Genomic DNA, 21,520 nt, shown 5'->3' on the forward strand with positions numbered 1-21,520 from the left:
AGTGCGACGCCGTCACCGTCGACAGCCATGCACCGCCCCCGGCCAGGCACCGCTGCCGCCCTTGGACGCCGTGGGTGGGCCACCACTGCATCGATCAGCCTGGTGGCGATCCGCACGGGCGACTGCTGGCCGGCGTGCGCGGCTTCCAGGCCCATACCGCGGAGCTGGTCCGCCCCGAGTTGGCCCGGCTCGCTCGCGAGGGCCAGCAACCGTCGCAGCTCTTCCTGACCTGTGCCGATTCCCGTTTGGTGACCAGCATGATCACCAGTAGTGGACCGGGAGACCTGTTCACCGTGCGCAATATCGGCAATCTGGTGCCCGTCCCTCATGAACCGGGCGCCGCCGACGACTCGGTGGCGGCAGCAGTGCAGTACGCGGTCGAGGTGCTACAGGTCCGCAGCATCACGATCTGCGGGCACTCGGGCTGCGGAGCGATGAACGCACTCCTCGACGGGGTTCACGAGCAGCCGGGCAGACCGACACCGCTGGCCCGGTGGCTGCGCAACGGGCGCGGCTCGCTCGCTCGCCTGGCCCGCGCGCCGGTCGAGTTCGCGGACCGGCCGGTCACCGACCGGGTGGAGCAGCTGTGCATCACCAATGTGGTCCAGCAGCTGGAGCAGTTGATGACCAATCCGGCAGTCGAGCGACGGATGCACGACGGCGATCTCCAGCTGATCGGAATGTACTTCGACTTCGCCGCCGCACAGGCCTACGTGCTCGACCAGGCGACCGGGCGATTCGCCGCCGTGGCCGGCCGTCAAGGGATCGTCAGCGCAGCTTGAGGTACTACTCGTCATAGCCTCAGGTACGACTCGTCCAAAGCCTCAGACCCGATCCACCAACACGTGACGCCCGGCCTGATGACCGGCCGCACAGCAGCACCCGCCGACCGCCAACCACTGTGGCGCAGATCGGCCCCCCTCCGGGCAGCGGATCCGCCCGGCTCACCCCGTAGCCGATCCGCTGCCGACCGATCCAGCGGGCCCGTCAGTTCAGCAGGCGAGCGAGGTCCGCGGGGGTCACATAACCCGTCCAGCGCCCGTCGGAGAAGAGATTGACCCCGGCGTCGCGATAGCACTGGTCGACCAGTTGCGAGCAAATCTGGTGACGAGTGTCGGCAACGAAGCCCTTGAGCAGGCCGTTGCCCGGCAGCCGGAACCGATGGGTAGCCAGCGCCAGGTAGTCCAGGAAGCTGTACGGCACACCTAGGTAGCGGTGTGCCGCCGAGACGATCGCCGCCCGCTGATCGTTCGTCAGCGGGACACGTCCACTGGACCATCGGATCGGCCTGTCCTGATAGGTGGCGAGCGGAGTCTGACGGGCGCCACCCGGTTGCGCCTCGACCACCATGTCGTCGCCGACCAGGATGAACGCGTGCTCGTAGTCGGCGTACCCGTCCCCGTTGAGCCACTGCCCGATCCTGATCAACCGGCCGACTTCGCCCGTGATGCGCACCACCGCGAAATCACCCGGGCGAGGCGAATGGGTGGTCTCCGCAGTCTCGGGAACCGCCCCCGGAGCGGTCGCGTCGTCCTGAGCAGGTGACGGCGATGGCACCACTGCACCAGCGGCAATGCCGCTGCCCGCTGTCGACGTGGTGTCAGTGGTCCGGACGGCGCTTGCAGTCGACGCGGCGTCATCCGCCAGCGCCCTGCTGGACGAGGGCACGGCCTCAGCGGCCGCGCCCAGGGCTTCCGTGGACTGGGAGGTGTCTGATGTGGGGGTTTCCGAGAGTTCCGACATTGCTCAACTCCCCTGGATCGCCGCGATGGCAGAGGCGCCGGCCGAGCACGGAGCCGGCTGAGCCGATGCCCCGATCGTGCCGGTGTACTCGCAGTGGAGTACCGCGGCTACTCGCCGTCAAGGCCTCGGGACACCAACCCCCCGTCTGGCCCCATCGTGTGAATCCGGCCCGCGCGCGACAGGGCACACGCGCCCGAACGGACAGGCGGAACGCATATCCGGATTCGATCGCCCGGACCCGCCGAAGATCGCCTGTGCTGCCAGAACCGCCAGTACCGCAAGTACTGCCAGCACCACCACCAAGCCACTCCAGCCCGCGGAGAGCAGCGCGAGCCATGCCACCCTCACCCCCGACCGCCCATCACCTCCCCGGCCGCCGCCGCCAATCCCGCCTCCGCCGCACCTCGGGACCGGCATGGTCCCGCCCCGGCCCACAGTCTCCCCAGCCCGCACCCGCGCACATCCCCGCCGCTCCAGCCACCCGTGCCACCCCAGCCACCCCCGCCGTGCACGCCGGCATTCCCGGCACCCATCGACACACCCCTCCAACTGCCACGGCACTCGATCGTTCACGCACCGAGTTCGACGAGCTGGCGCGAGTCAAAAAGGGGCGGCACGTGCCGGATCGGCAGGGCATCAAAGGTCTACACCAATTTCAAGAGGGCCCTTGTCAACCGCCCCATTCGCCTGATGAGCTGTGTACTGGGACACACGGGACAATCCCTAGGCGGGGACGGATCCCACAGCACTGGGCTTCTCTCCATGGGGGAAAGCGCCATGAACACTCGATGAGGAGTTCGCGTTGAGCAACGAGAGCCTGGCCAATCTGCTCAAGGAGGAGCGGCGCTTCGCCCCGCCCGCCGAGCTCGCCGCGGCCGCCAACGTCACCGAGACCGCGTACGCCCAGGCGTCCGAGGACCGTCTCGGTTTCTGGGCCGAGCAGGCACGCCGCCTCAGCTGGGCCGTCGAACCGACCGAGACACTGGACTGGTCCAACCCGCCCTTTGCCAAGTGGTTCGCCGACGGCAAGCTCAATGTGGCGTACAACTGCGTCGACCGGCATGTCGAGGCGGGCCACGGCGAGCGGGTCGCCATCCACTTCGAGGGCGAGCCGGGTGACGGTCGCTCGATCACCTACGCCCAGCTCAAGGACGAGGTCTCCAAGGCCGCCAACGCGCTGCTGGAGCTGGGCGTCCGCAAGGGCGACCGGGTGGCGGTCTACCTGCCGATGATCCCCGAGGCCGTCGTCGCGATGCTGGCCTGCGCCCGGATCGGCGCCACGCACTCCGTGGTCTTCGGCGGATTCTCCGCCGACGCCGTCGCCTCCCGGATCCAGGACGCCGACGCCAAGCTGGTGATCACCGCCGACGGCGGCTACCGCCGCGGCAAGCCGTCCGCGCTCAAGCCGGCGATCGACGAGGCGCTGGCCAGGTGCCCGCAGGTGGAGCACGTCCTGGTGGTCCGCCGCACCGGCCAGGAGACCGTCTTCACCGAGGGCCGCGACGTCTGGTGGCACGAGATCACCGAGCGCCAGTCGGCCGAGCACACCCCCGAGGCGCTCGACGCGGAGCACCCGCTCTTCATCCTGTACACCTCCGGCACCACCGGTAAGCCAAAGGGCATCCTGCACACCTCGGGCGGCTACCTCACCCAGGCCAGCTACACCCACCACGCGGTCTTCGACCTCAAGCCGGAGACCGACGTCTACTGGTGCACCGCCGACATCGGCTGGGTGACCGGCCACTCGTACATCGTCTACGGCCCGCTCGCCAACGGCGCCACCCAGGTGATCTACGAGGGCACCCCGGACACCCCGCACCAGGGGCGGTTCTGGGAGGTCGTCCAGAAGTACGGGGTCACCATCCTCTACACCGCGCCCACCGCGATCCGCACCTTCATGAAGTGGGGCGACGACATCCCGGCGAAGTTCGACCTGTCCTCGCTGCGGGTGCTGGGCAGCGTCGGCGAGCCGATCAACCCGGAGGCCTGGATCTGGTACCGCGAGCACATCGGTGCCGGCCGTACCCCGATCGTCGACACCTGGTGGCAGACCGAGACCGGCGCGATGATGATCAGCCCGCTGCCCGGTGTCACCGAGACCAAGCCGGGCTCGGCCCAGCGGCCGCTGCCGGGCATCGCGGCCACCGTGGTGGATGACAACGGCACGGAGGTGTCCAACGGCTCCGGCGGCTACCTGGTGCTGACCGAGCCTTGGCCCGCCATGCTGCGCACCATCTGGGGCGACGACCAGCGCTACCTCGACACCTACTGGTCCCGCTTCGGCCACGGCCACGACGAGTCCCACCCCGCCTGGCGGTACTTCGCCGGTGACGGTGCCAAGAAGGACGAGGACGGCGACATCTGGCTGCTCGGCCGGGTGGACGACGTGATGCTGGTCTCCGGCCACAACATCTCCACCACCGAGGTCGAGTCGGCGCTGGTCGGGCACCCGGCTGTCGCCGAGTCGGCCGTCGTCGGCGCCACCGACGCCACCACCGGTCAGGCGATCGTCGCCTTCGTCATCCTGCGCGGCACCGCCGCCGACAGCGAGGAGCTGATCGCCGAGCTGCGCAACCACGTCGGCAAGACGCTCGGCCCGATCGCCAAGCCGAAGCAGATCAAGGTGGTCAGCGAGCTGCCGAAGACCCGCTCCGGCAAGATCATGCGACGGCTGCTGCGAGACATCGCCGAGGGCCGCGAGGTCGGTGACACCACCACGCTCGCCGACTCCTCCGTGATGAACGTGATCCAGTCCCAGCTCCCCGGCAACGCCGCGCAGAGCTGACGGCTCGCACCACGGTCGGTCCCGGAGGCCGGCCACCGATGGGGCCCTGCCGCACACCGGTGCGGGCAGGGCCCCGTGCGTTCGTGCCGGATCGGAGAGACTGGCCCGGTGACTCCCACGTCCCTGTTACGCGAACAGCTTTCGTCCCGTACCTGGCGCGAGCGGTGCTACTCCCTGCTGAGCCTGCCGCTGACCGCTGTGAACCTGGCGGCGGTCCTGGTCACGGCCGTCGTCGGTCTGCTTTCCGCCGGGTTGCTGTTCCTGCCCGTACTGGTGCTGGCGTTGCGGGCCGACCGGGCGCTCGGCGCTCTGCACCGCCGTCTCGCCCGCGTGCTGTTGCAGCTGGAGATCGCTACTCCGCCCGCACCACCCCGGGCACCGGGGCTGTCCGGCTTGTTGGGACAGCAGTTGGGCGACCCGGCAGCCTGGCGCAGCTGCGCCTATCTGCTGATCCGGATCCCGCTGGGTGGACTGCAGTTCCTGCTGGGCTTCGTCTGGTGGTTCCTCGGCCTCCAACTACTCTGCTATCCACTGCTGTGGAAAGTGGAGCCGCAGCGCGCGGTGGACACGGCCGGCCACATGCACTCCTTCGGGATCCGGATCGACGGGTTCTACTTCGACACCTGGCCGCGCGCCCTACTGCTCAGCGCGCTGGGCGTGCTGGTGCTGCTGCTCTCGCCCTGGCCGGGGCGGCTGCCGCTGCTGGCCGACCGTCAACTGATGCCGCGCCTGCTCGGCCCCACCGCCGAGTCGTTGCGCCTGGCGCAGCTCACCGAGGCCCGGACGCACGCGTTCAACGAGGCCGCCGCCACACTGCGCCGGATAGAGCGCGATCTGCACGACGGCGCCCAGGCCGACCTGGTCGCACTGGGACTGAAACTGTCCCGGGCGGAGCGCCAGTTGGCCAAGGGCGAACTCGACACGGGTCGGACCCTGGTCGGCGAGTGCCGCCGGCAGGCCAAGGAGATCATCGGCGGGCTGAGGGAGTTGGTCAGCGGCATCCACCCACCGGCGCTGGACGCCGGGTTGGCCCCGGCACTGGCCAGTCTCGCCGCCAGAGCGGCGATCCCCACCCGAGTGACCACCGACCTGGCGGTACGTCCTCCCGCCTCGATCGAGACGATGCTCTACTTCGCCGCAGCCGAGCTGCTGGCCAACGCGGGCAAGCACAGCGGGGCCTCGTTCGTGACCCTGTCGGTCGGTTCGACGGCGGGGCGCCTGCGACTCACCATCCAGGACGACGGACGCGGCGGCGCGCGGCTGGACGGACCGGGCAGCGGTCTGCGTGGGCTGGCGGAACGGGTCCGGGCGGCGGACGGCACCCTGACCGCGGACAGCCCGGTCGGCGGTCCGACCGTGGTGACCATCGAATTGCCCGACCCGGCAGCGACCGCACAGCCACACCTGCCACGATCTGACACGGCGGCAACCCGGTCGCGCTGAGCTCAGGCGGGCAGGCAGGGTGAACGCGGTGAACGGCAGGAACGACGGGCGGGGAGATCGACCGATGCGTGTGGTGGTGGCGGAGGACACGGCGATCCTGCGGGCCGGACTGGTGCAGTTGCTCCAGGAGGAGGGCCACGAGGTCGCTGCAGCGGTGGCGGACGGCGAACAACTGCTGGCTGCAGTCCGAGAGCTGAGGCCTGACCTGGTCGTTTCGGACATCCGGATGCCGCCCACCCACACCGATGAGGGCCTGCGCGCGGTGCTGGAGCTGCGAGCAGCCGATCCGGCGCCGGCGGTGCTGATCTTCTCGCAGTACGTCGAGACCGAGTACGCCGCCCGGCTGCTGGCAAGTGGCGCCGCCGGAGTCGGCTATCTGCTCAAGGAACGGGTGCTGGATGCCCAGGACTTCCTGGACGCGCTGGAGCGGGTGGCGGCAGGCGGCACGGCGCTCGACCCCGAGGTGGTCAACCAGCTGATGACCGCCGGTCCGACCCGTGGCACCGTGGCGGACCTGACCCCCAGGGAGCGCGAGGTGCTCGCGCTGATGGCCGAAGGCCGGACCAACTCGGCGATCGCCCAAGCTCTCACGGTGACCGACCGGGCCATCGAGAAGCACGTGGCGAACATCTTCCTCAAGCTCGACCTGCCGGTCTCCGCCGCCGATCATCGCCGGGTGCTTGCCGTGCTGCGCTACCTGGGCGCCTGACCACCCATCACCCAGCCGACCGGCTCCTCACCCACGCCCGCACCGGCACCGGCACCCGCACCCGCACCCGCACCCGCACCCGCACCCGCACCCGCACCCGCACCCGCACCCGCACCAAGCGACCCATACGTCTATGGAAGGATGCAAATCCGACATTTGCTTCAGAAACGGTAGGAGGCACCCGCGTGGTCACCCCACCAACCCCCGAGCCGTCGACCGGAAGCACCGAGCGGCGCCAGTTCCTCGGCCTGCTCCCCCTCCCCGAGCGCCGCTACCTCGCCGACGCGCTGCGCACCGAGACGGTCGGCGGCGTGCTGCTGCTGATCGCGGCAGCGACGGCCCTCGTCTGGGCCAACGCCTGGCCGGCCGCCTACCACAGCGTGCTGGACTACACCGTCGGCCCGTCAGGTCCGCTCCACCTGCACCTGCCGCTGGAGGTCTGGGCCACGGACGGACTGCTGACGCTGTTCTTCTTCGTCGCCGGCATCGAGCTCAAACGCGAGTTCGTCGCCGGCGAGTTGCGGACCCCGAGCGCGGCGCTGCTTCCGGTGGTCGCCGCGGTGTGCGGGGTGGCGCTGCCCGCGCTGCTGTTCAACGCCGTCAACAGCGGCGCGGGCGGCCATCGGGCCGGCTGGGCGATCCCGACCGCCACCGACATCGCTTTCGCGCTCGGTGTCCTCGCCGTGGTGAGCACCCACCTGCCCTCCGCCCTGCGGGCCTTCCTGCTCACCCTCGCCGTGGTGGACGACCTGATCGCCATCCTGATCATCGCGGTCTTCTACAGCTCGGGGATCGTCCCCTGGGCCCTGGTGGCCTCGCTCGCGGGCCTGGTGCTGTTCTGGCATCTGCATCGGCACGGGGTGCACGGCTGGTACCTTTTCGTCCCGCTCGCCTTGGCCATCTGGGCGCTGATGCACGAGAGCGGGGTGCATCCGACGGTCTCCGGTGTGGCGATGGGCCTGGCACTGCGCTGCCACCGGGAGGGGGACGAGCAGTACTCCCCGGGCGAGCACATCGAGCATCTGGCGCGGCCGCTGTCGGCCGGCGTGGCGGTGCCGCTCTTCGCGCTCTTCGCCGCCGGGGTGACGATCTCGCCGAGCGTACTCCGCGAGGTGTTCACCCAGGCGATGCCGTTGGGCATCGTGCTCGGCCTGCTGGTCGGCAAGACCGCCGGAATCTTCGGTGGAACCTGGCTGACCGCCAGATGGACCAGAGCCGAGTTGAATCCCCGGCTGCGCTGGGCCGACCTGTTCGCCGTCTCGGTACTGGCCGGCATCGGCTTCACCGTCTCCCTGCTGATCAGCGACCTGGCATTCCCCGACGCCCCGGCGCTGGCCGACCGGGCCAAGGCGGCCGTGCTGACCGGCTCGCTCCTCTGCGCCGTGGTCGCCACCGTGCTGCTCAAGCTGCGCAACCGCCACTACCGGCAGCTCTGCGATGACGAGGCCGAGGACGACAACGAGAACGAGAACGACAACGAGGACAACGGACAGGACGAGGGCCGGGCCGACACGGCTGGTTGACCGGCCGCTGAGACCACCCCTGGGGTGAGGCAGCGGAGCGGATGGACCCATCGTCCGACTGGAGTGGCCCGAAGTGGTGCTTGACTGGTCGGTAAGGGCATGATTCTGAGCTATCCGGAAATCCCAGCAGAGGAGAAGACCAGATGTCCGCAGGCACCGCAGGCCCGTCCGGTAGCTCGCGCGCGCCCTACGAGGGCGAGCGCTCGGTCGGGCAGCTGTTCGCCGCGGCCACCGCCGACCTCTCGTCCCTGGTGCACGACGAGATCGCCCTCGCCAAGGCCGAGATCCGACGGGACGTCATTCGCGGCCTGTCCGGCGGCACCTCCGGCATCATCGCCGGCATCGCGTTCCTGGCCTCCATCCCGATGTTCAGCTTCGCCGCGGCGTACGGGCTGAACGCCGCCTCCCGCATCGGCCTGGGCTTCTCCTTCCTCGTCGTGGCCGGCGCCTACGTGCTGATCGGCGTGCTGCTCGCCCTGATGGCGGTCCGGTTCTTCAAGAAGATCGAGAAGCCGACCCGCACCATCGAGGGCGCCCAGGCGACCGCCGAGGTGCTCAAGAACGCCAAGCCGCGACCGGCCACCGCCGAGGAGCTGGCCGTGCTGGAGCGCTCGGCGAACGCCCGGGCCGCGGACACCGACTGAGCCGGCGCCCAGTCATCGCACCACCAACCGGGGACGCCTGATCGGCGCCCGCCCTACGAGCAAGCCTTCGCTCAACGGACGTCCGTTCAGCGATCGCCTGCGCCACCCCAGATGACCGCCGGGAGCACGCTCCCGGCCGGGATGTGAAACGCTCTCGGTATGCCACTGGACCAGAAGCCCGCCGTGCCGGCCATCGCAGGCCCGCGCCCCGACGCCGCCCCGCCCGGTGCCGCCGAGCCGCCGGCGACCGCGGCCGGCCGCGGAGCCTGGAGCGTGCGCGCGGCCGGGCCGTGGACGCACCGCGATCTGGCCGCCAACGGCGCCCGGTTCCACATCACCGAGCAGGGCACCGGCCCTCTGGTCCTGCTGGTGCACGGCTGGCCGCAGTACTGGTGGGCTTGGCGCCACCAGTTGGCTGCGCTGGCCGAGGCCGGCTACCGGGCGGTCGCGCTGGACCTGCGTGGCATGGGGGGCAGCGACCGCACTCCGCGCGGCTACGATCCGACGAACCTGGCCCTGGACATCACCGGCGTGATCCGTTCGCTCGGCGAGCACAGCGCCCATCTGGTGGGCCACGACAGCGGCGGCTCACTGGCGTTCGTCGCAGCGGTGATGCGGCCCTCGGTGATCCGCACCCTCACCGTGCTGTCCGCCGCCCATCCGCGCCACCTTCGCCGCGCCCTGCTGCGGGACCGCCGGCAGATGGCCGCCTACGAGCACGTCCTGGGCTTCCAGCGGCCCTGGATACCGGAGCGGCGACTGGTCGCCGATGACGCCGCGCTGGTCGCCGACTACCTGGCGGACTGGGCCGGCCCCAACCGGCTGGACGCCGAGGCGGTCTTCAACTACCGCCAGGCGATCCAGATCCCCAGCACCGCCCACTGTTCGATCGAACCGTACCGCTGGCTGGTCCGCTCGATGGCCCGGCCGGACGGCATCCAGTTCGCCCGCCGGATGAAGAAGCCGGTGACCGCGCCGACCCTGCACATCCAGGGCGCGGCCGACCCGGTGCTGCTCGCCCGCACCGCGCTGGGCGCTGGGGAGTACGTGTCGGCTCCGTACCGCTGGCGGCTGCTGCCCGGGGTGGGCCACTTCCCGCACGAGGAAGCGGCCGGCGAGGTCACCGCCGAGCTGCTCGGCTGGATCTCCGAGCACAAGTAGCCAGCCTCCACGAAGGCCGATCTGACGCGACGTCAGCAATGAACGATGTGTTGGTATGCCCATGGCATAGACCAATTCGCCCGGATGAGCGTGGTTACCTATGCATGCCGGGGGGCATCCATCCGGTATGACCTGGATGCCCGAACGCGCCGCCGCGCGCGGACGACGCGCCAAGCACGTCGAATCCCGTAACGCCACCGCCCCGAACAGCGACCGTGGTCTCGACTGGCAGGACGAGCCACGGGACCGGCCCGCCGCACCGCACCCGCTGGGAATCCCCCGGATCCTCGGGCGCCGAGCCCGTTGGGTCGGCGCCCGGCTACGCCGCGAAGGCTGAGGAGCCAGCAAGGCCGAGCAGGCAGCAGGGCCGAGCAAGCAGCAAGGCCGAGCAGGCAGCAAAGTCGAGCAGACACAGCGGCCGTGCGGCTCCGTCAGCGGATCCACACGGCCGGACGACGAGGATCAGCCCAGAACGGTCGGCTCCACCGCGGTGCACCAGAGCAGCACGACGGTGGCCACCGTCATCATCGGGACCAGCACCTTGGTCTCCATCTGGTTGCCGCTGCGCTTGATCAGCACGATCTCGTAGCGCTGCTTGTGCGGCCAGAGCCACGGCGCGCCCATCTTGGTGAGGCTGTCACCCAGCAGATGGGCCAGGGTGCCGAGGCCGACCGCGTACGGCAGCCAGCCGGGGGCCGACGGCATCCACTGGTCCAGCACGAAGGTCCCGGCCGCCGACAGGCCGACGACGCTCAGCCAGGTGGTGTGCCCCTCCCCCGGCAGGTGGATGCGCAGCGCCTTGACCGCCATGGCGAGGAGGAAGAACGTCATCCCGAGGGTGAACCAGCGACCCAGGTAGTGCACACCGGCCCAGCTGCCGCCGCCCATCAGCGCCACGAAGAGCAGCGAGTGGGTGGCGTGCCGGTGCCCGCCGGACACCCAGGCGACGAACCGGCAGAGCGCCTTGGAGACCGGGCCGAGGAAGTTGGCGATGGTGCCGTCGTGATGGTCCAGGTCGGGCAGCAGGGCCGCACCCGCGGCCAGCACCGTGCCCAGCAGGATGTCGGCCGGCTTCAGGTGGGTGTGCAGCAGCAGTGGCGGCAGTATCGGCGCGGCGGCCGCATACAGCATCGCACCGCTGACCGCGTGCGAGTGACCCATCATGGCCGGTTACTCCTTCATGGTGTGTGGCTGGCACGCCACCCGCCGGATTGAGCCGAACGGGTGAGCGCGGCCGACGCTACCAGGAGGAACTGACGGATCGCCGGATTCCGCTCGCAGCGAGATCTTCGACGGCGCGTCAGCAGGACCGGGAACGCGTGGGAGTAGGACCGGCGCAGCGGCGGGCTCCCGGTGGAGGGCCCGGCGGACCAGCGGGCCCGGGCGCAGCGGCGGTCGGCCGGGGGACGCGTAGGACAGGGCTCAGGAGCAGCGGCGGGCTCCCGGTGGAGGGCCCAGTGGACCAGCGGGCCCGGGAGCAGCGGCGGTCGGCCGGGGGACGCCTCGGACACGGTCCGGGCGCAGCAGCAGGCGCCGGGACGGCTCGGCATGTCAGAGGGCGCAGCCCTGGGTGTCGACCTGGATGTCGGCGGTGGTGCCCGCCACCGCGTCCGCCTTCACCTCGGCGGCGGTCAGCACGTAGCCGGTGTCGGAGCTGTCCAGCGACTTGGCGAAGACCACCCCGTACACCTCGCCGTCCGGAGTGAGCAGCGGCCCGCCGCTGTTGCCCTGGCGGACCAGCGAACGGATCGAGTACACGTCGCGGACCACCTGGCCGCGGTGGTAGATGTCCGGACCGTTGGCCTGGATCCGGTCGCGGATCCGAGCCGGCTGGACGTTGAACGCGCCGTTCTCCGGGAACCCGGCCACGATGGCGCTGTCGTTGCTGTGGGCCTCGCCGGCGAAGGCCAGCGGCGGCGCGTTCAGCTTCGGCACGTCCAGGACGGCGATGTCGCGCTGCCAGTCGTAGCTGACCACGGTGGCGTCGTAGAGCTGGCCGGTGCCGCCGATCTGCACGGTCGGCTCGTCCACCCCGCCGACCACGTGCGCGTTGGTCATCACCCGGTGCGGGGCGAAGACGAAGCCGCTGCCCTCCAGGGTCTTGCCGCAGGAGTTGGCCGTGCCGACCACCTTGACGAGGCTCTGCCGGGCCTTCTGCAGCGCCGGGTCGCCGGCCAGCGACGGGTCGGGCGGCTGGACCTCGGTGATCGGCTCGTGCTCGAACGGGTTGAAGACCTGCGGGAAGCCGTTCTGCGACAGCACCTTGCTGAAGTCGGAGAACCAGTTCGGCGCGTCGGCCGGCAGCGCGTCCTGCACGCCGCCGAGCACCAGGGAGGTACGGACCTGCTTGGAGACGGTCGGCATCGAAGTACCGGCCAGCGCCGACCCGATCAGCCAGGCCACCAGCAGCATCGACAGCACGTTCACCACCGAGCCGCCCAGCGCGTCCAGCGCCTTGGCCGGACTGCGGTCGATCCGGCCGCGCAGTTTCCACCCCAACTGGGTGGTGGCGGCCTGGCCGATCGCCGCGAAGACGATCACCACCACCACGGCGATCACCGAGGCGGTGGTACCGGGATCGAGGTGACTGAGCACCAGCGGCAGCAGTTGCACCGCGATCAGGCCGCCGCCGAGGAACCCCAGCACGGACAGGATGCCCACCACGAAGCCCTGCCGGTACCCGGACACGGCGAAGCCGATCGCAGCGGCGAGCAGCAGCAGATCCAGCACGTTCACCCTGCCACCCTCCCATGGACCGGCCGCCCTCCGGCAGCTGCCCCGGTTGTCCGTTGCGTCCCGCGTTGCCGCTCCGCGGCTGCCTACCCGCCCGCCGGTGGCTCGATGAGGCGCGAACTGTCCCAAGGTCGTTCCAGCCCGCTGTGGTGCAGCAGCCGGTCGATCACCCCGGCCGTGAAGCCCCAGACCAAGTGCCCGTTCGTCTGGAACGCCGGGCCGGTGAAGCCGGACGGATGCCGGTAGCGACCGCGGTGGGCCGGGTCGGCCAGCACCGCGAGCGGCACCCGGAAGACCGCGCCGGTCTCCGCCGGGTCCACCGCGCTGACCGGCGACTCCTCGCGCCACCAACCGAGCACCGGGGTCACCACGAAGTCGCTGACCGGGATGTAGAGGGCCGGCAGGGTGGCGAAGACCTGCACACCGGCCGGGTCGAGCCCGGTCTCCTCGGCCGCCTCGCGCAGTGCGGCGGCCACCGGCCCCGGCCCGGCCGGGTCGCCGTCCACCGGATCCAGCGAGCCGCCCGGGAAGGAGATCTGGCCGGGGTGCGAGCGCAGCGCGGCCGACCGCTGGGTGAGCAGCAGGTCGGGTCCGCCGGGCCCGTCGCCGAAGAGCAGCAGCACCGCGGAGTGCCGCCCGCCCTCGGCCGGCGGCAGGAACCGGCTGAGCTGCTCGGGCCGCACCGTCTCGGCCGCCCGGCGCACCGGCAGCAGCCAGTCGGGCAGCCCGTCCCGGACGATCGCCACCGGCGCCCCGCTGCTCCTCACTCGGCCCTCCCCGCTGCCGACTCCGTCGTCCCGTTCAACGCACCGGGAGCCGCCGCGGTGCCCGGATAGTCGGCGGGCGGGCGCAGTCGCTGGCCCGGTTGGCCGCCCATCTCGTACTTGAGCAGCTTCGCGGCCTTCTCCGGGTCGGTCTCGCCCTCGCCGTAGGAGGGGCAGAGCGGGGCGACCGGGCAGGCCCCGCAGGCGGGCCTGCGGGCGTGGCAGATCCGGCGGCCGTGGAAGACCACCCGGTGCGAGAGCATGGTCCACTCCGACTTCGGGAACAGCTCGGCGACCGCGGCCTCCACCACCACCGGGTCCTCCTCGGTGGTCCAGCCGAACCGCCGGGCCAGCCGGCCGAAGTGGGTGTCGACGGTGATGCCGGGCACTCCGTAGGCGTTGCCGAGCACCACGTTGGCCGTCTTCCGGCCCACCCCGGGGAGGGTGACCATCTGTTCCAGGGTGCGCGGTACCTCGCCGCCGAACTCGTCCCGCAGCGCGATCGACAGTCCCATCAGCGACTTGGCCTTGTTCCGGAAGAAGCCGGTCGGCCGGATCAGCTCCTCCAGCTCCTCGGGCACCGCCGCCGCCATCGCCTCGGGGGTGGGGTACTTCGCGAACAGCGCGGGGGTGGTCTGGTTGACCCGCAGATCGGTGGTCTGCGCCGACAGCACGGTGGCGACCAGCAGTTGGAACGGGTTGTCGAAGTCCAGTTCCGGATGCGCGTACGGATAGGTCTCCGCCAGGACCCGGTTGATCTTCCGGGCCCTCCGGACCAGCGCCAGGTGGGACTCCGGCCTGGGCGTCCTGCCGGCCACCGCCGGGGCTGCCGTCTTGCGGACCTTGCTCTCTGCCATGTCCGAAGGCTACGCCGAACCGCTGCCCCGGTGCGGGCCGTTCCGGCTCACGGACCTCCGGTGATGGGACGGCGGACCTCCGGCGACGGGACGGCGGACCTCCGGTGACGGGGCGTCAGGCGGTCGGCTGCGGGCCGGTGCGGCCCTGCGGGTAGTGATCGGCGAGGTAGGCGTCGAGGTCCGGGCGGTCGGGGACGAGCATGTGGCGCACCCAGGCGTCGCGCTCGTGGCGCACCGGCGCGAGCTCCCAGACGCAGCCGATCAGCGGCCGGGTCAGTCGGACGAAGTGGGTAGGGTCCTGGTCGGGGCAGCCGAGCACCGGCTGCCCGGCGACCGCGCCGGCGAAGCTCAGTACATTGTCCCAAGCCCAGCAGTACACATTGAGGTAGGCGCCGGTGTCGTCGCCGCGGTGAACCACCACGAAGCCGGCCTGCGGGGTGCCGTCGGGGGCCGGCAGCAGGTCGGGCAGGGCCGCGTAGGCCGCCTTCTCCACCGCCGGGTCGATGCCGGCCGGGTCCGCGGTGACGTGGTAGCGCTTCAGCCGGTAGCCGCCCACCTGGATCGGCGCGGGCGCCTGGAGGAGTTTCTCGGTGAATGCCATGCCCGGACGGTAGTTCCCGTCGTGACAACGCTCAAGAGTGCCTGCACGACCCGCGGACGCCGCCTCCACGAGCCGCGGACACCGCCTCCACGGCCCGCGGACACCGCCTACCGATGCGTACGGATGGCCGCGTACCGCCGCCCACCGCACACCCCCTCCTCATATGATCAGAGCGACATGCGCCATGCTTGGTGATGAAGAGCACTGTTTTGAGCACATGACCGCCCGTCCCACCACGGCGGGCGGCCGAGAAGGAGGAAGCACGTGGACGATGTTCTGCGGCGCGCCGCGCTCTTCGCGGCGCTCGACGACGAACAGGCCGGCGAGCTGCGCGCTTCCATGACCGAGGTGACCCTCGCGCGCGGCGAGTCGCTGTTCCACGAGGGCGACCCGGGCGACCGCCTGTACGTGGTCGCCGAGGGCAAGGTGAAGCTGCACCGCGCCTCGCCGGACGGCCGCGAGAACATGCTCGCGGTGCTCGGTCCCAGCGAGATGATCGGTGAACTCTCGCTCTTCGACCCCGGGCCGCGCACCGCGACCGCCAGCGCGCTGACCGAGGTCAAGCTGCTCGGCCTGGGCCACGGCGACCTGCAGCCCTGGCTGCACGCCCGCCCCGAGGTGTCGATAGCGCTGCTGCGCGCCATCGCCCGCCGACTCCGCCGGACCAACGACGTGATGAGCGACCTGGTCTTCTCCGACGTTCCGGGCCGGGTGGCCAAGGCGCTGCTGGACCTGTCGCGCCGGTTCGGGGTGCAGTCCGAGGAGGGCATCCACGTCGCCCACGACCTCACCCAGGAGGAGCTCGCCCAGCTGGTCGGCGCCTCCCGGGAGACCGTGAACAAGGCGCTGGCCGACTTCGCCGGCCGTGGCTGGTTGAAGCTGGAGGCCCGCGCGGTGGTGCTGCTCGACGTCGAGCGGCTCTCCCGCCGCTCGCGCTGAGCCCCCGCCGCTGCTGGGCCCCCGCCACTGAGGACCGGGCCTGGAGGACCGCGGCGCTCAGATGAGCCCGTGGTCCTCCAGGTATCGCAGCTGGGCCCGCACCGAGAGTTCGGCGGCCGGCCAGAGCGCCTTGTCCACGTCCGCGTAGACCCGGGCCACCACCGCCTCGGCGGTCCGGTAGCCCGCCTCCACCGCGGTCTCCACCTGCGCCAGCCGGGCCGCCCGGTGCGCCAGGTAGTACTCCACGCTGCCCAGCGCGTCGGCCAGCACCGGTCCGTGGCCGGGCAGCACGGTGCGCACACCGTGCTCGGTGGCCAGGGTGCGCAGCCGCCGCAGCGAGTCCAGGTAGTCGCCGAGCACACCGTCCGGGTGGGCGACCATCGTGGTGCCCCGGCCCAGCACGGTGTCCCCGGTGAGGATTGCGCCGTCGGCCGGCAGGTGGAAGGTGAGCGAGTCGGCGGTGTGCCCCGGGGTGGCGACGACGCGCAGCTCCAGGCCGCCCACCTCGATCGCCTGGCCGCCGGTCAGGCCCTCGTCACCGAGCCGGTGGGCCGGGTCGAGGGCGCGCACCTTGGTGCCGGTCAGCTCGGCGAACCGGGCCGCCCCGGCCGCGTGGTCGTGGTGGCCGTGGGTCAGCAGGGTGAGCGCGATCCGGCGGCCCTGCCGCTCGGCGGCGTCGATCACGGCGCGCAGGTGTCCCTCGTCCAGCGGCCCCGGGTCGACCACCACGACCTGGTCCGAGCCGGGCTCGCAGAGCAGCCAGGTGTTGGTGCCGTCCAGCGTCATCGGGGACGGGTTGGGGGCGAGCACGCAGAGCGCCCGCGCCGTGGCGGCCCCGCCGACGGTGGCGGCGGGCTCTCCGGGCAGGCCGCTGCTCACCGGCCGACCTCGGGGTCGCGGGTCAGCGGGCGGGCGTCCAGCGAGCGGACCAGGGTACGCGGCGTCGGAGCGGCGGACCCGCCCTGGTCGTCCTCGCAGCTCAGTCGGCGGTTGAGGGCTCGGGCAGCCAGGCGGCGGGCGGGGAGGTCGCGCTCGCGAGCCACGTCATCGTGGATCATGGTTGTCCTTCCTCCGGGTAGTGTCCGTCGATGGTCAGCTCCTCATACCCCGACCACCTGATGGTCATACGATCCCCCACCACCTCGGCCGTGCCGAGAACCGGGGTCAGCGTGCGGTCCGCGGACGCCGCCAGCGCCTCGGCCGCGGTGCGCACCGGCAGCAGCTCGCGCAGCACCGTGACGGTCGGCGGCAGCATCCCGTAGCGGCCCTCGGCGTGCCCGCGCACCGCCTCGGCGGGAGTCAGCCAGGTCACCCGGTCGGCCTCGCCCACCTCGCTGGCGGCCCGCTGGCCGGGCGGCAGCGCCGCGACGAAGAACCAGGTGTCGTACCGGCGCTCCTCGAAGGCCGGGGTGATCCAGCGGGCCCAGCCGGCCAGCAGGTCGCTGCGAAGCACCAGGTCGTGCTTGCGCAGGAACTCGGCGAACGACAGCTCGTGCGCCTCCAGGGCGGCCCGCTCGGCCGTCCAGTCGCGCTCCGCCACCACCGTGTCGGCGTCCGGCCCGGCCAGCAGCACGCCGGCCTCCTCGAAGGTCTCCCGCACCGCGGCGCAGACCACCGCCTGCGCGGTCGCCCGGTCCACGCCGAGCCGCACGGCCCACTCCTCGGGGCTCGGCCCGGCCCAGGCCGGCGGCTGTTCGGCGTCCCGCGGATCGACCCCGCCGCCCGGGTAGGCGTACAGCCCGGCGGCGAACGCCATCGACCCGCGCCGGCGCAGCAGGTACGCCTGCGGCCCGTCGGCACCGTCGCGCAGCAGCACCACGGTGGCCGAGGGCTTGGGCACCAGCGGGGTCAGCCGCCCGTCGGCCAGCGCCCGGATCCGGGCCGGCCAGCTCGGCGGCATCGCGATCCCGGCCGTGCCCGGCCCGGCCGGGTTTCGATCAGCGGAGTCAGCAGCCATGTCCGGATGCTATGCACCCGGACCGGCCGCTGAGAAGGGGCGACGGGTCAGGCCTTGACCCGGACCTGGATCTCCACCTCGACCGGCGCGTCCATCGGCAGGACCGCGACGCCGACCGCGCTGCGGGCGTGCACCCCGGCGTCGCCGAGCACCTGGCCGAGCAGCTCGCTGGCACCGTTGATCACGGCCGGCTGGCCGGTGAAGTCGGGCGCCGAGGCGACGAAGCCGACCACCTTGACCACCTGGTCGACCAGGTCCAGGTCGCCGATCACCGACTTCACCGCGGCCAGCGCGTTGAGCGCGCAGATCTGCGCCAGCGCCTTGGCCTCCTCGGCGGTCACCTCGGCGCCCACCTTGCCGGTCTGCTTCAGCACTCCGCCGACCACCGGCAGCTGGCCGCTGGTCAGCACCTGGTCGCCGTTGCGCACCGCCGGGACGTAGGCCGCCACCGGCTTGGCCACCTCGGGCAGCGCCAGGCCCAGCTCGGCGAGCCTGCTCTCCACCTTGCCCATCAGCTCTTCTCCCGCTTCAGGTAGGCCACCAGCTGCTCCGGGTTGTTCGGCCCGGGAACGACCTGGACCAGCTCCCAGCCGTCCTCGCCCCAGGTGTCCAGGATCTGCTTGGTCGCGTGCACCAGCAGCGGCACCGTCACGTATTCCCACTTGGTCATGGGGGTGACTCTAGACGGTCCGCGACCTGGCACAGCCGATGTGAGGTAGGACACAAACCGGGCTGCCGACCGGGCCCGCACCCGGATGCTCCCGGCATCCGGCGTGGCGGCTGGTTACGCTCGCGAGGAGGACTTCGAGCAGGACGAGGACTTCGAGCGGACGGAGAGGCAGCGTGGACTGGGAGGGCGTACGGCTGCATGTGGTGAGCGGCAAGGGCGGCACCGGCAAGACCACGCTGGCGGCGGCGCTCGCCCTGGCGTTGGCCGCGGAGGGCCGCCGCACCCTGCTGATCGAGGTCGAGGGCCGGCAGGGGATCGCCGAGCTCTTCGGGATCGCCGCGCTGCCCTACGAGGAGCGCCGGGTGGCCTCCGTCTCCCCCGCCCAGCTGGGCCTGTCCGGGCCCAGGACCTCCGGTGACGTCTTCGCCCTGGCCATCGACACCGAGCAGGCGCTGCTCGAGTACCTCGACATGTTCTACAAGCTCGGCCGGGCCGGAAAGGCGCTGCAGAAGGTCGGCTTCGTCGATTTCGCCACCACCATCGCCCCGGGCGTGCGCGACGTGCTGCTCACCGGCAAGGCCTGCGAGGCGGCCCGCCGCAAGGGACCGGACGGGCGCCGGGTCTATGACGCGGTGGTGATGGACGCCCCGCCCACCGGGCGGCTCACCAGGTTCCTCAACGTCAACTCCGAGGTGGCCGGGCTGGCCCGGTTCGGACCGATACACAGCCAGGCCCAGGCGGTGATGGGTGTGCTGAAGTCACCGGAGACCGCGGTCCACCTGGTCACCCTGCTGGAGGAGATGCCGGTGCAGGAGACCGTGGACGGCTTCACCGAGCTGCGCGAGGCCGGGCTGCCGGCCGGCGGGGTGCTGGTCAACATGGTGCGGCCACCGGTGCTGGACGCCGCCGCGGTGGCCGCGGCCCACGGCGACCACCGCGAGGAGGTGGCCCAGGCCCTGGTGGAGGCCGGTCTCGGCGGCCGTTCCCGTTCCGCGGCCACCCGGCGGGCCGCCGTGGAGCCGCTGCTCGATCCGCTGCTCGCCCAGGCCAGGGAACACTCCGAGCGGGTCGCACTCGAACGCGAGCAACGGGCCGAACTGGCCGCCCTCGACCTGCCCGGCTACGAACTCCCGCTGCTCAGCGGTGGCGTCGACCTCGGCGGCCTGTACCGGCTGGCCGGTGAACTCAAGCGACAGGGGGCGGCATGACCGGCGCACCTGAGGTCCTCGACCTGGACCGGCTGATCGACGACCGGCAGACCAGGATCGTGGTCTGCTGCGGCTCCGGCGGGGTCGGCAAGACCACCACCGCGGCGGCGATCGGCCTGCGGGCCGCGGAGCGCGGCCGGCGCACCGTGGTGCTGACCATCGACCCGGCTCGGCGGCTGGCCCAGTCGATGGGCCTGACCGAGCTGGACAACACCCCGCGCCCGGTCAAGGGCGCGGACACCGCCGACGGGCCCGGCGAACTGCACGCCATGATGCTCGACATGAAGCGCACCTTCGACGAGGTCGTGCTCGCCCACGCCGACCCCGAACGGGCCCGGGCGATCCTGGACAACCCCTTCTACCAGTCGCTCTCCGCCGGATTCGCCGGCACCCAGGAGTACATGGCGATGGAGAAGCTGGGCCAGTTGCGCGCCACCGGCGAGTGGGACCTGATCGTGGTCGACACACCGCCGTCCCGCTCGGCCCTCGACTTCCTGGACGCGCCGGGACGGCTCGGCTCGTTCCTCGACGGCAAGATCATCCGGATTCTGACCACCCCCGCCAAGGTCGGCGGGCGCAGCGCGATGAAGTTCCTCAACGTCGGGATGGGGCTGCTCACCGGCACCCTGGGCAAGATCTTCGGCGCCCAACTGCTGACCGACCTGCAGACCTTCGTGGCCGCGATGGACTCCATGTTCGGCGGCTTCCGGGAGCGCGCCGAGAGCACCTACCAGCTGCTCAAGGCGGAGGGCACGGCGTTCCTCGTGGTGGCCGCGCCGGAACAGGACGCGCTGCGCGAGGCCGCCTACTTCGTGGACCGGCTGGCCGCCGACGAGATGCCGCTGGCCGGGCTGGTGCTCAACCGGGTGCACGGCACCGGGGCACCGCAGCTGACCGCCGAGCGGGCGCAGGCCGCGGCGCAGGCGCTGGAGGAGAACGGCACCGACCGCGAGCCCCGGCAGGCGGAGGCGGAGACGCTGGCGGCGGGGCTGCTGCGGCTGCACGCCGAACGGGTCGAGGTGATCGGGCGGGAACGGCGCACCAGGGACCGGTTCGTGGCGGTCTACCCGGATGTGCCCGTGGTCGAGGTGCCGGCCCTGGCCGGCGATGTGCACGACCTGGACGGGCTGCGGCTGATCGGCCGTCAGCTGGCCGCCTCGGCCGAGTAGTCACCGACTGCCACGCCCGCAGACCCCTTGAGCCCTGGCCGGCGGCAGGCTGCGCCCGGTCAGCCCGCCTGTGCGTAGTCCGAGAGGATCACGCCGGTGGCGAGGGACTCCTCGTACTCCGTCCGTGCCGTCTCCAGCAGCCGGCGCCAGGAGATCACCGTGGGGCGACGGCGCAGCAGGGCACGGCGCTCCCGCTCGGTCATCCCTCCCCAGACACCGAACTCCACCCGGTTGTCCAGCGCATCCGCCAGGCACTCGGTGCGCACCGGACACCCGCTGCACACGGCTTTTGCCCTGTTCTGCGCCGCCCCCTGGACGAACAGCTCGTCCGGATCACTCGTGCGACAGGCGGCCTGCGCACTCCAGTCATCAACCCAACCCATGCCCCGCCGTCCTCTCCCGATACATCGAGGCTCCCCCACCACGGCGGCAACGGCATATTCACCGCTGCCAGTTGAGGACGTTACGGAAGATTGGCGAAGCGCAACAGCCCCCCTGGGTCCAATCTCGAATGACCCGATCGGACTATGGGTGCCGGTCAGATCACTCGTTGGAGTGATCGCAGGTCGCGGGCCTTGCCGAGGCCCCGAACGCCCCTTTCGTCACACAGCGCC

22 protein-coding genes are annotated in these 21,520 nt (G+C 71.6%); 10 read left to right on the top strand and 12 right to left on the bottom strand.

Features of this window, described 5'->3' with window-relative positions:
• Window positions 1-782: carbonic anhydrase (locus LN042_RS32175; protein WP_283843978.1), on the top strand; the 782-nt coding region annotated here is incomplete at its 5' end.
• A gap of 205 nt (window positions 783-987) precedes the next feature.
• Here the strand turns inward: LN042_RS32175 and LN042_RS32180 are convergent.
• Window positions 988-1,743 (bottom strand): hypothetical protein, encoded by a 756-nt coding sequence (locus tag LN042_RS32180; protein WP_308191900.1) that lies wholly within the window; start codon window positions 1,741-1,743, stop codon window positions 988-990.
• A gap of 802 nt (window positions 1,744-2,545) precedes the next feature.
• Between LN042_RS32180 and acs the strand changes: the two genes are divergently transcribed.
• The 6 genes from acs to LN042_RS32210 all read left to right on the top strand — a co-directional run bounded on the left by acs (window position 2,546) and on the right by LN042_RS32210 (window position 10,008).
• Window positions 2,546-4,528, top strand: a complete 1,983-nt coding sequence (gene acs / locus LN042_RS32185; protein ID WP_230054974.1) for an acetate--CoA ligase — start codon at window positions 2,546-2,548, stop codon at window positions 4,526-4,528.
• A 108-nt stretch (window positions 4,529-4,636) separates the two neighbouring features.
• Entirely contained in the window at window positions 4,637-5,971 is a 1,335-nt protein-coding gene (locus tag LN042_RS32190; RefSeq protein ID WP_230054975.1) for a sensor histidine kinase, read from the top strand.
• 64 nt (window positions 5,972-6,035) lie between these two features.
• Window positions 6,036-6,680 (top strand): response regulator transcription factor, encoded by a 645-nt coding sequence (locus LN042_RS32195; RefSeq protein WP_230054976.1) that lies wholly within the window; start codon window positions 6,036-6,038, stop codon window positions 6,678-6,680.
• A 185-nt stretch (window positions 6,681-6,865) separates the two neighbouring features.
• Window positions 6,866-8,203, top strand: a complete 1,338-nt coding sequence (gene nhaA / locus LN042_RS32200) for a Na+/H+ antiporter NhaA (RefSeq protein ID WP_230054977.1) — start codon at window positions 6,866-6,868, stop codon at window positions 8,201-8,203.
• A gap of 143 nt (window positions 8,204-8,346) precedes the next feature.
• Window positions 8,347-8,847: a phage holin family protein gene (locus tag LN042_RS32205; protein ID WP_230054978.1), complete on the top strand. Its 501-nt coding sequence runs from the start codon at window positions 8,347-8,349 to the stop codon at window positions 8,845-8,847.
• Window positions 8,848-9,006: 159 nt separating this feature from the next.
• Window positions 9,007-10,008, top strand: coding sequence for an alpha/beta fold hydrolase (locus LN042_RS32210; protein WP_230054979.1), 1,002 nt, complete (start codon window positions 9,007-9,009; stop codon window positions 10,006-10,008).
• A gap of 462 nt (window positions 10,009-10,470) precedes the next feature.
• Here LN042_RS32210 and LN042_RS32215 read toward each other — a convergent pair whose 3' ends face one another.
• The 5 genes from LN042_RS32215 to LN042_RS32235 all read right to left on the bottom strand — a co-directional run bounded on the left by LN042_RS32215 (window position 10,471) and on the right by LN042_RS32235 (window position 14,963).
• Window positions 10,471-11,172, bottom strand: coding sequence for a metal-dependent hydrolase (locus tag LN042_RS32215; protein ID WP_230054980.1), 702 nt, complete (start codon window positions 11,170-11,172; stop codon window positions 10,471-10,473).
• Window positions 11,173-11,559: 387 nt separating this feature from the next.
• Window positions 11,560-12,744, bottom strand: coding sequence for a MarP family serine protease (locus LN042_RS32220; protein ID WP_230054981.1), 1,185 nt, complete (start codon window positions 12,742-12,744; stop codon window positions 11,560-11,562).
• Between the two features lie 83 nt (window positions 12,745-12,827).
• Window positions 12,828-13,508 carry an NUDIX hydrolase gene (locus LN042_RS32225; protein ID WP_230054982.1) on the bottom strand — a complete coding sequence of 227 codons (681 nt, stop codon included), beginning with the start codon at window positions 13,506-13,508 and terminating at the stop codon, window positions 12,828-12,830.
• A complete protein-coding gene (nth, locus tag LN042_RS32230; protein WP_230054983.1) occupies window positions 13,505-14,362 on the bottom strand; it encodes an endonuclease III in 858 nt (285 codons plus the stop codon). The genes LN042_RS32225 and nth overlap by 4 nt, the downstream gene beginning before the upstream one ends.
• Before the next feature lie 115 nt (window positions 14,363-14,477).
• Window positions 14,478-14,963: a hypothetical protein gene (locus LN042_RS32235; RefSeq protein ID WP_230054984.1), complete on the bottom strand. Its 486-nt coding sequence runs from the start codon at window positions 14,961-14,963 to the stop codon at window positions 14,478-14,480.
• Between the two features lie 264 nt (window positions 14,964-15,227).
• Between LN042_RS32235 and LN042_RS32240 the strand changes: the two genes are divergently transcribed.
• Window positions 15,228-15,902, top strand: a complete 675-nt coding sequence (locus tag LN042_RS32240; RefSeq protein WP_030288117.1) for a Crp/Fnr family transcriptional regulator — start codon at window positions 15,228-15,230, stop codon at window positions 15,900-15,902.
• A gap of 57 nt (window positions 15,903-15,959) precedes the next feature.
• Here the strand turns inward: LN042_RS32240 and LN042_RS32245 are convergent, their stop codons facing one another.
• Genes LN042_RS32245 through sp36 form a run of 5 tightly spaced genes read right to left on the bottom strand, consistent with a single transcriptional unit; the run spans window position 15,960 to window position 18,529 of the window.
• A complete protein-coding gene (locus LN042_RS32245) occupies window positions 15,960-16,781 on the bottom strand; it encodes an MBL fold metallo-hydrolase (RefSeq protein ID WP_230054985.1) in 822 nt (273 codons plus the stop codon).
• Window positions 16,778-16,960: a hypothetical protein gene (locus LN042_RS32250; RefSeq protein WP_230054986.1), complete on the bottom strand. Its 183-nt coding sequence runs from the start codon at window positions 16,958-16,960 to the stop codon at window positions 16,778-16,780. Before LN042_RS32250 ends, LN042_RS32245 begins: the two co-directional genes overlap by 4 nt.
• Window positions 16,957-17,859, bottom strand: coding sequence for an NUDIX hydrolase (locus LN042_RS32255; protein ID WP_230054987.1), 903 nt, complete (start codon window positions 17,857-17,859; stop codon window positions 16,957-16,959). Before LN042_RS32255 ends, LN042_RS32250 begins: the two co-directional genes overlap by 4 nt.
• A 47-nt stretch (window positions 17,860-17,906) precedes the next feature.
• Window positions 17,907-18,371, bottom strand: a complete 465-nt coding sequence (locus tag LN042_RS32260) for a RidA family protein (protein ID WP_230054988.1) — start codon at window positions 18,369-18,371, stop codon at window positions 17,907-17,909.
• Window positions 18,371-18,529 carry a Sp36 family protein gene (sp36, locus tag LN042_RS32265; protein WP_095874066.1) on the bottom strand — a complete coding sequence of 53 codons (159 nt, stop codon included), beginning with the start codon at window positions 18,527-18,529 and terminating at the stop codon, window positions 18,371-18,373. Before sp36 ends, LN042_RS32260 begins: the two co-directional genes overlap by 1 nt.
• Window positions 18,530-18,702: 173 nt before the next feature.
• Here sp36 and bagA point away from each other — a divergent pair, with 173 nt between their 5' ends.
• Window positions 18,703-19,737 carry an ATPase BagA gene (bagA, locus tag LN042_RS32270; RefSeq protein WP_230054989.1) on the top strand — a complete coding sequence of 345 codons (1,035 nt, stop codon included), beginning with the start codon at window positions 18,703-18,705 and terminating at the stop codon, window positions 19,735-19,737.
• Window positions 19,734-20,906, top strand: a complete 1,173-nt coding sequence (gene bagB, locus LN042_RS32275) for an ATPase BagB (RefSeq protein WP_230054990.1) — start codon at window positions 19,734-19,736, stop codon at window positions 20,904-20,906. Before bagA ends, bagB begins: the two co-directional genes overlap by 4 nt.
• Window positions 20,907-20,965: 59 nt before the next feature.
• Here bagB and LN042_RS32280 read toward each other — a convergent pair whose 3' ends face one another.
• Window positions 20,966-21,289 carry a WhiB family transcriptional regulator gene (locus tag LN042_RS32280; protein ID WP_145905440.1) on the bottom strand — a complete coding sequence of 108 codons (324 nt, stop codon included), beginning with the start codon at window positions 21,287-21,289 and terminating at the stop codon, window positions 20,966-20,968.
• Window positions 21,290-21,520: the final 231 nt, after the last annotated feature.

This window comes from Kitasatospora humi (assembly GCF_020907985.1).
Lineage (GTDB): Bacteria > Actinomycetota > Actinomycetes > Streptomycetales > Streptomycetaceae > Kitasatospora > Kitasatospora humi.

Excerpts from the sequence above, each read along its gene's own strand:
- nth (WP_230054983.1), bottom strand. The coding sequence starts at position 14,362 with ATGGCAGAGAGCAAGGTCCGCAAGACGGCAGCCCCGGCGGTGGCCGGC.
- LN042_RS32260 (WP_230054988.1), bottom strand. The coding sequence starts at position 18,371 with ATGGGCAAGGTGGAGAGCAGGCTCGCCGAGCTGGGCCTGGCGCTGCCC.
- LN042_RS32180 (WP_308191900.1), bottom strand. The coding sequence starts at position 1,743 with ATGTCGGAACTCTCGGAAACCCCCACATCAGACACCTCCCAGTCCACG.
- LN042_RS32195 (WP_230054976.1), top strand. The coding sequence starts at position 6,036 with ATGCGTGTGGTGGTGGCGGAGGACACGGCGATCCTGCGGGCCGGACTG.
- LN042_RS32205 (WP_230054978.1), top strand. The coding sequence starts at position 8,347 with ATGTCCGCAGGCACCGCAGGCCCGTCCGGTAGCTCGCGCGCGCCCTAC.
- bagB (WP_230054990.1), top strand. The coding sequence starts at position 19,734 with ATGACCGGCGCACCTGAGGTCCTCGACCTGGACCGGCTGATCGACGAC.
- LN042_RS32250 (WP_230054986.1), bottom strand. The coding sequence starts at position 16,960 with ATGATCCACGATGACGTGGCTCGCGAGCGCGACCTCCCCGCCCGCCGC.
- LN042_RS32235 (WP_230054984.1), bottom strand. The coding sequence starts at position 14,963 with ATGGCATTCACCGAGAAACTCCTCCAGGCGCCCGCGCCGATCCAGGTG.
- LN042_RS32210 (WP_230054979.1), top strand. The coding sequence starts at position 9,007 with ATGCCACTGGACCAGAAGCCCGCCGTGCCGGCCATCGCAGGCCCGCGC.
- LN042_RS32280 (WP_145905440.1), bottom strand. The coding sequence starts at position 21,289 with ATGGGTTGGGTTGATGACTGGAGTGCGCAGGCCGCCTGTCGCACGAGT.
- sp36 (WP_095874066.1), bottom strand. The coding sequence starts at position 18,529 with ATGACCAAGTGGGAATACGTGACGGTGCCGCTGCTGGTGCACGCGACC.
- LN042_RS32215 (WP_230054980.1), bottom strand. The coding sequence starts at position 11,172 with ATGATGGGTCACTCGCACGCGGTCAGCGGTGCGATGCTGTATGCGGCC.
- LN042_RS32255 (WP_230054987.1), bottom strand. The coding sequence starts at position 17,859 with ATGGCTGCTGACTCCGCTGATCGAAACCCGGCCGGGCCGGGCACGGCC.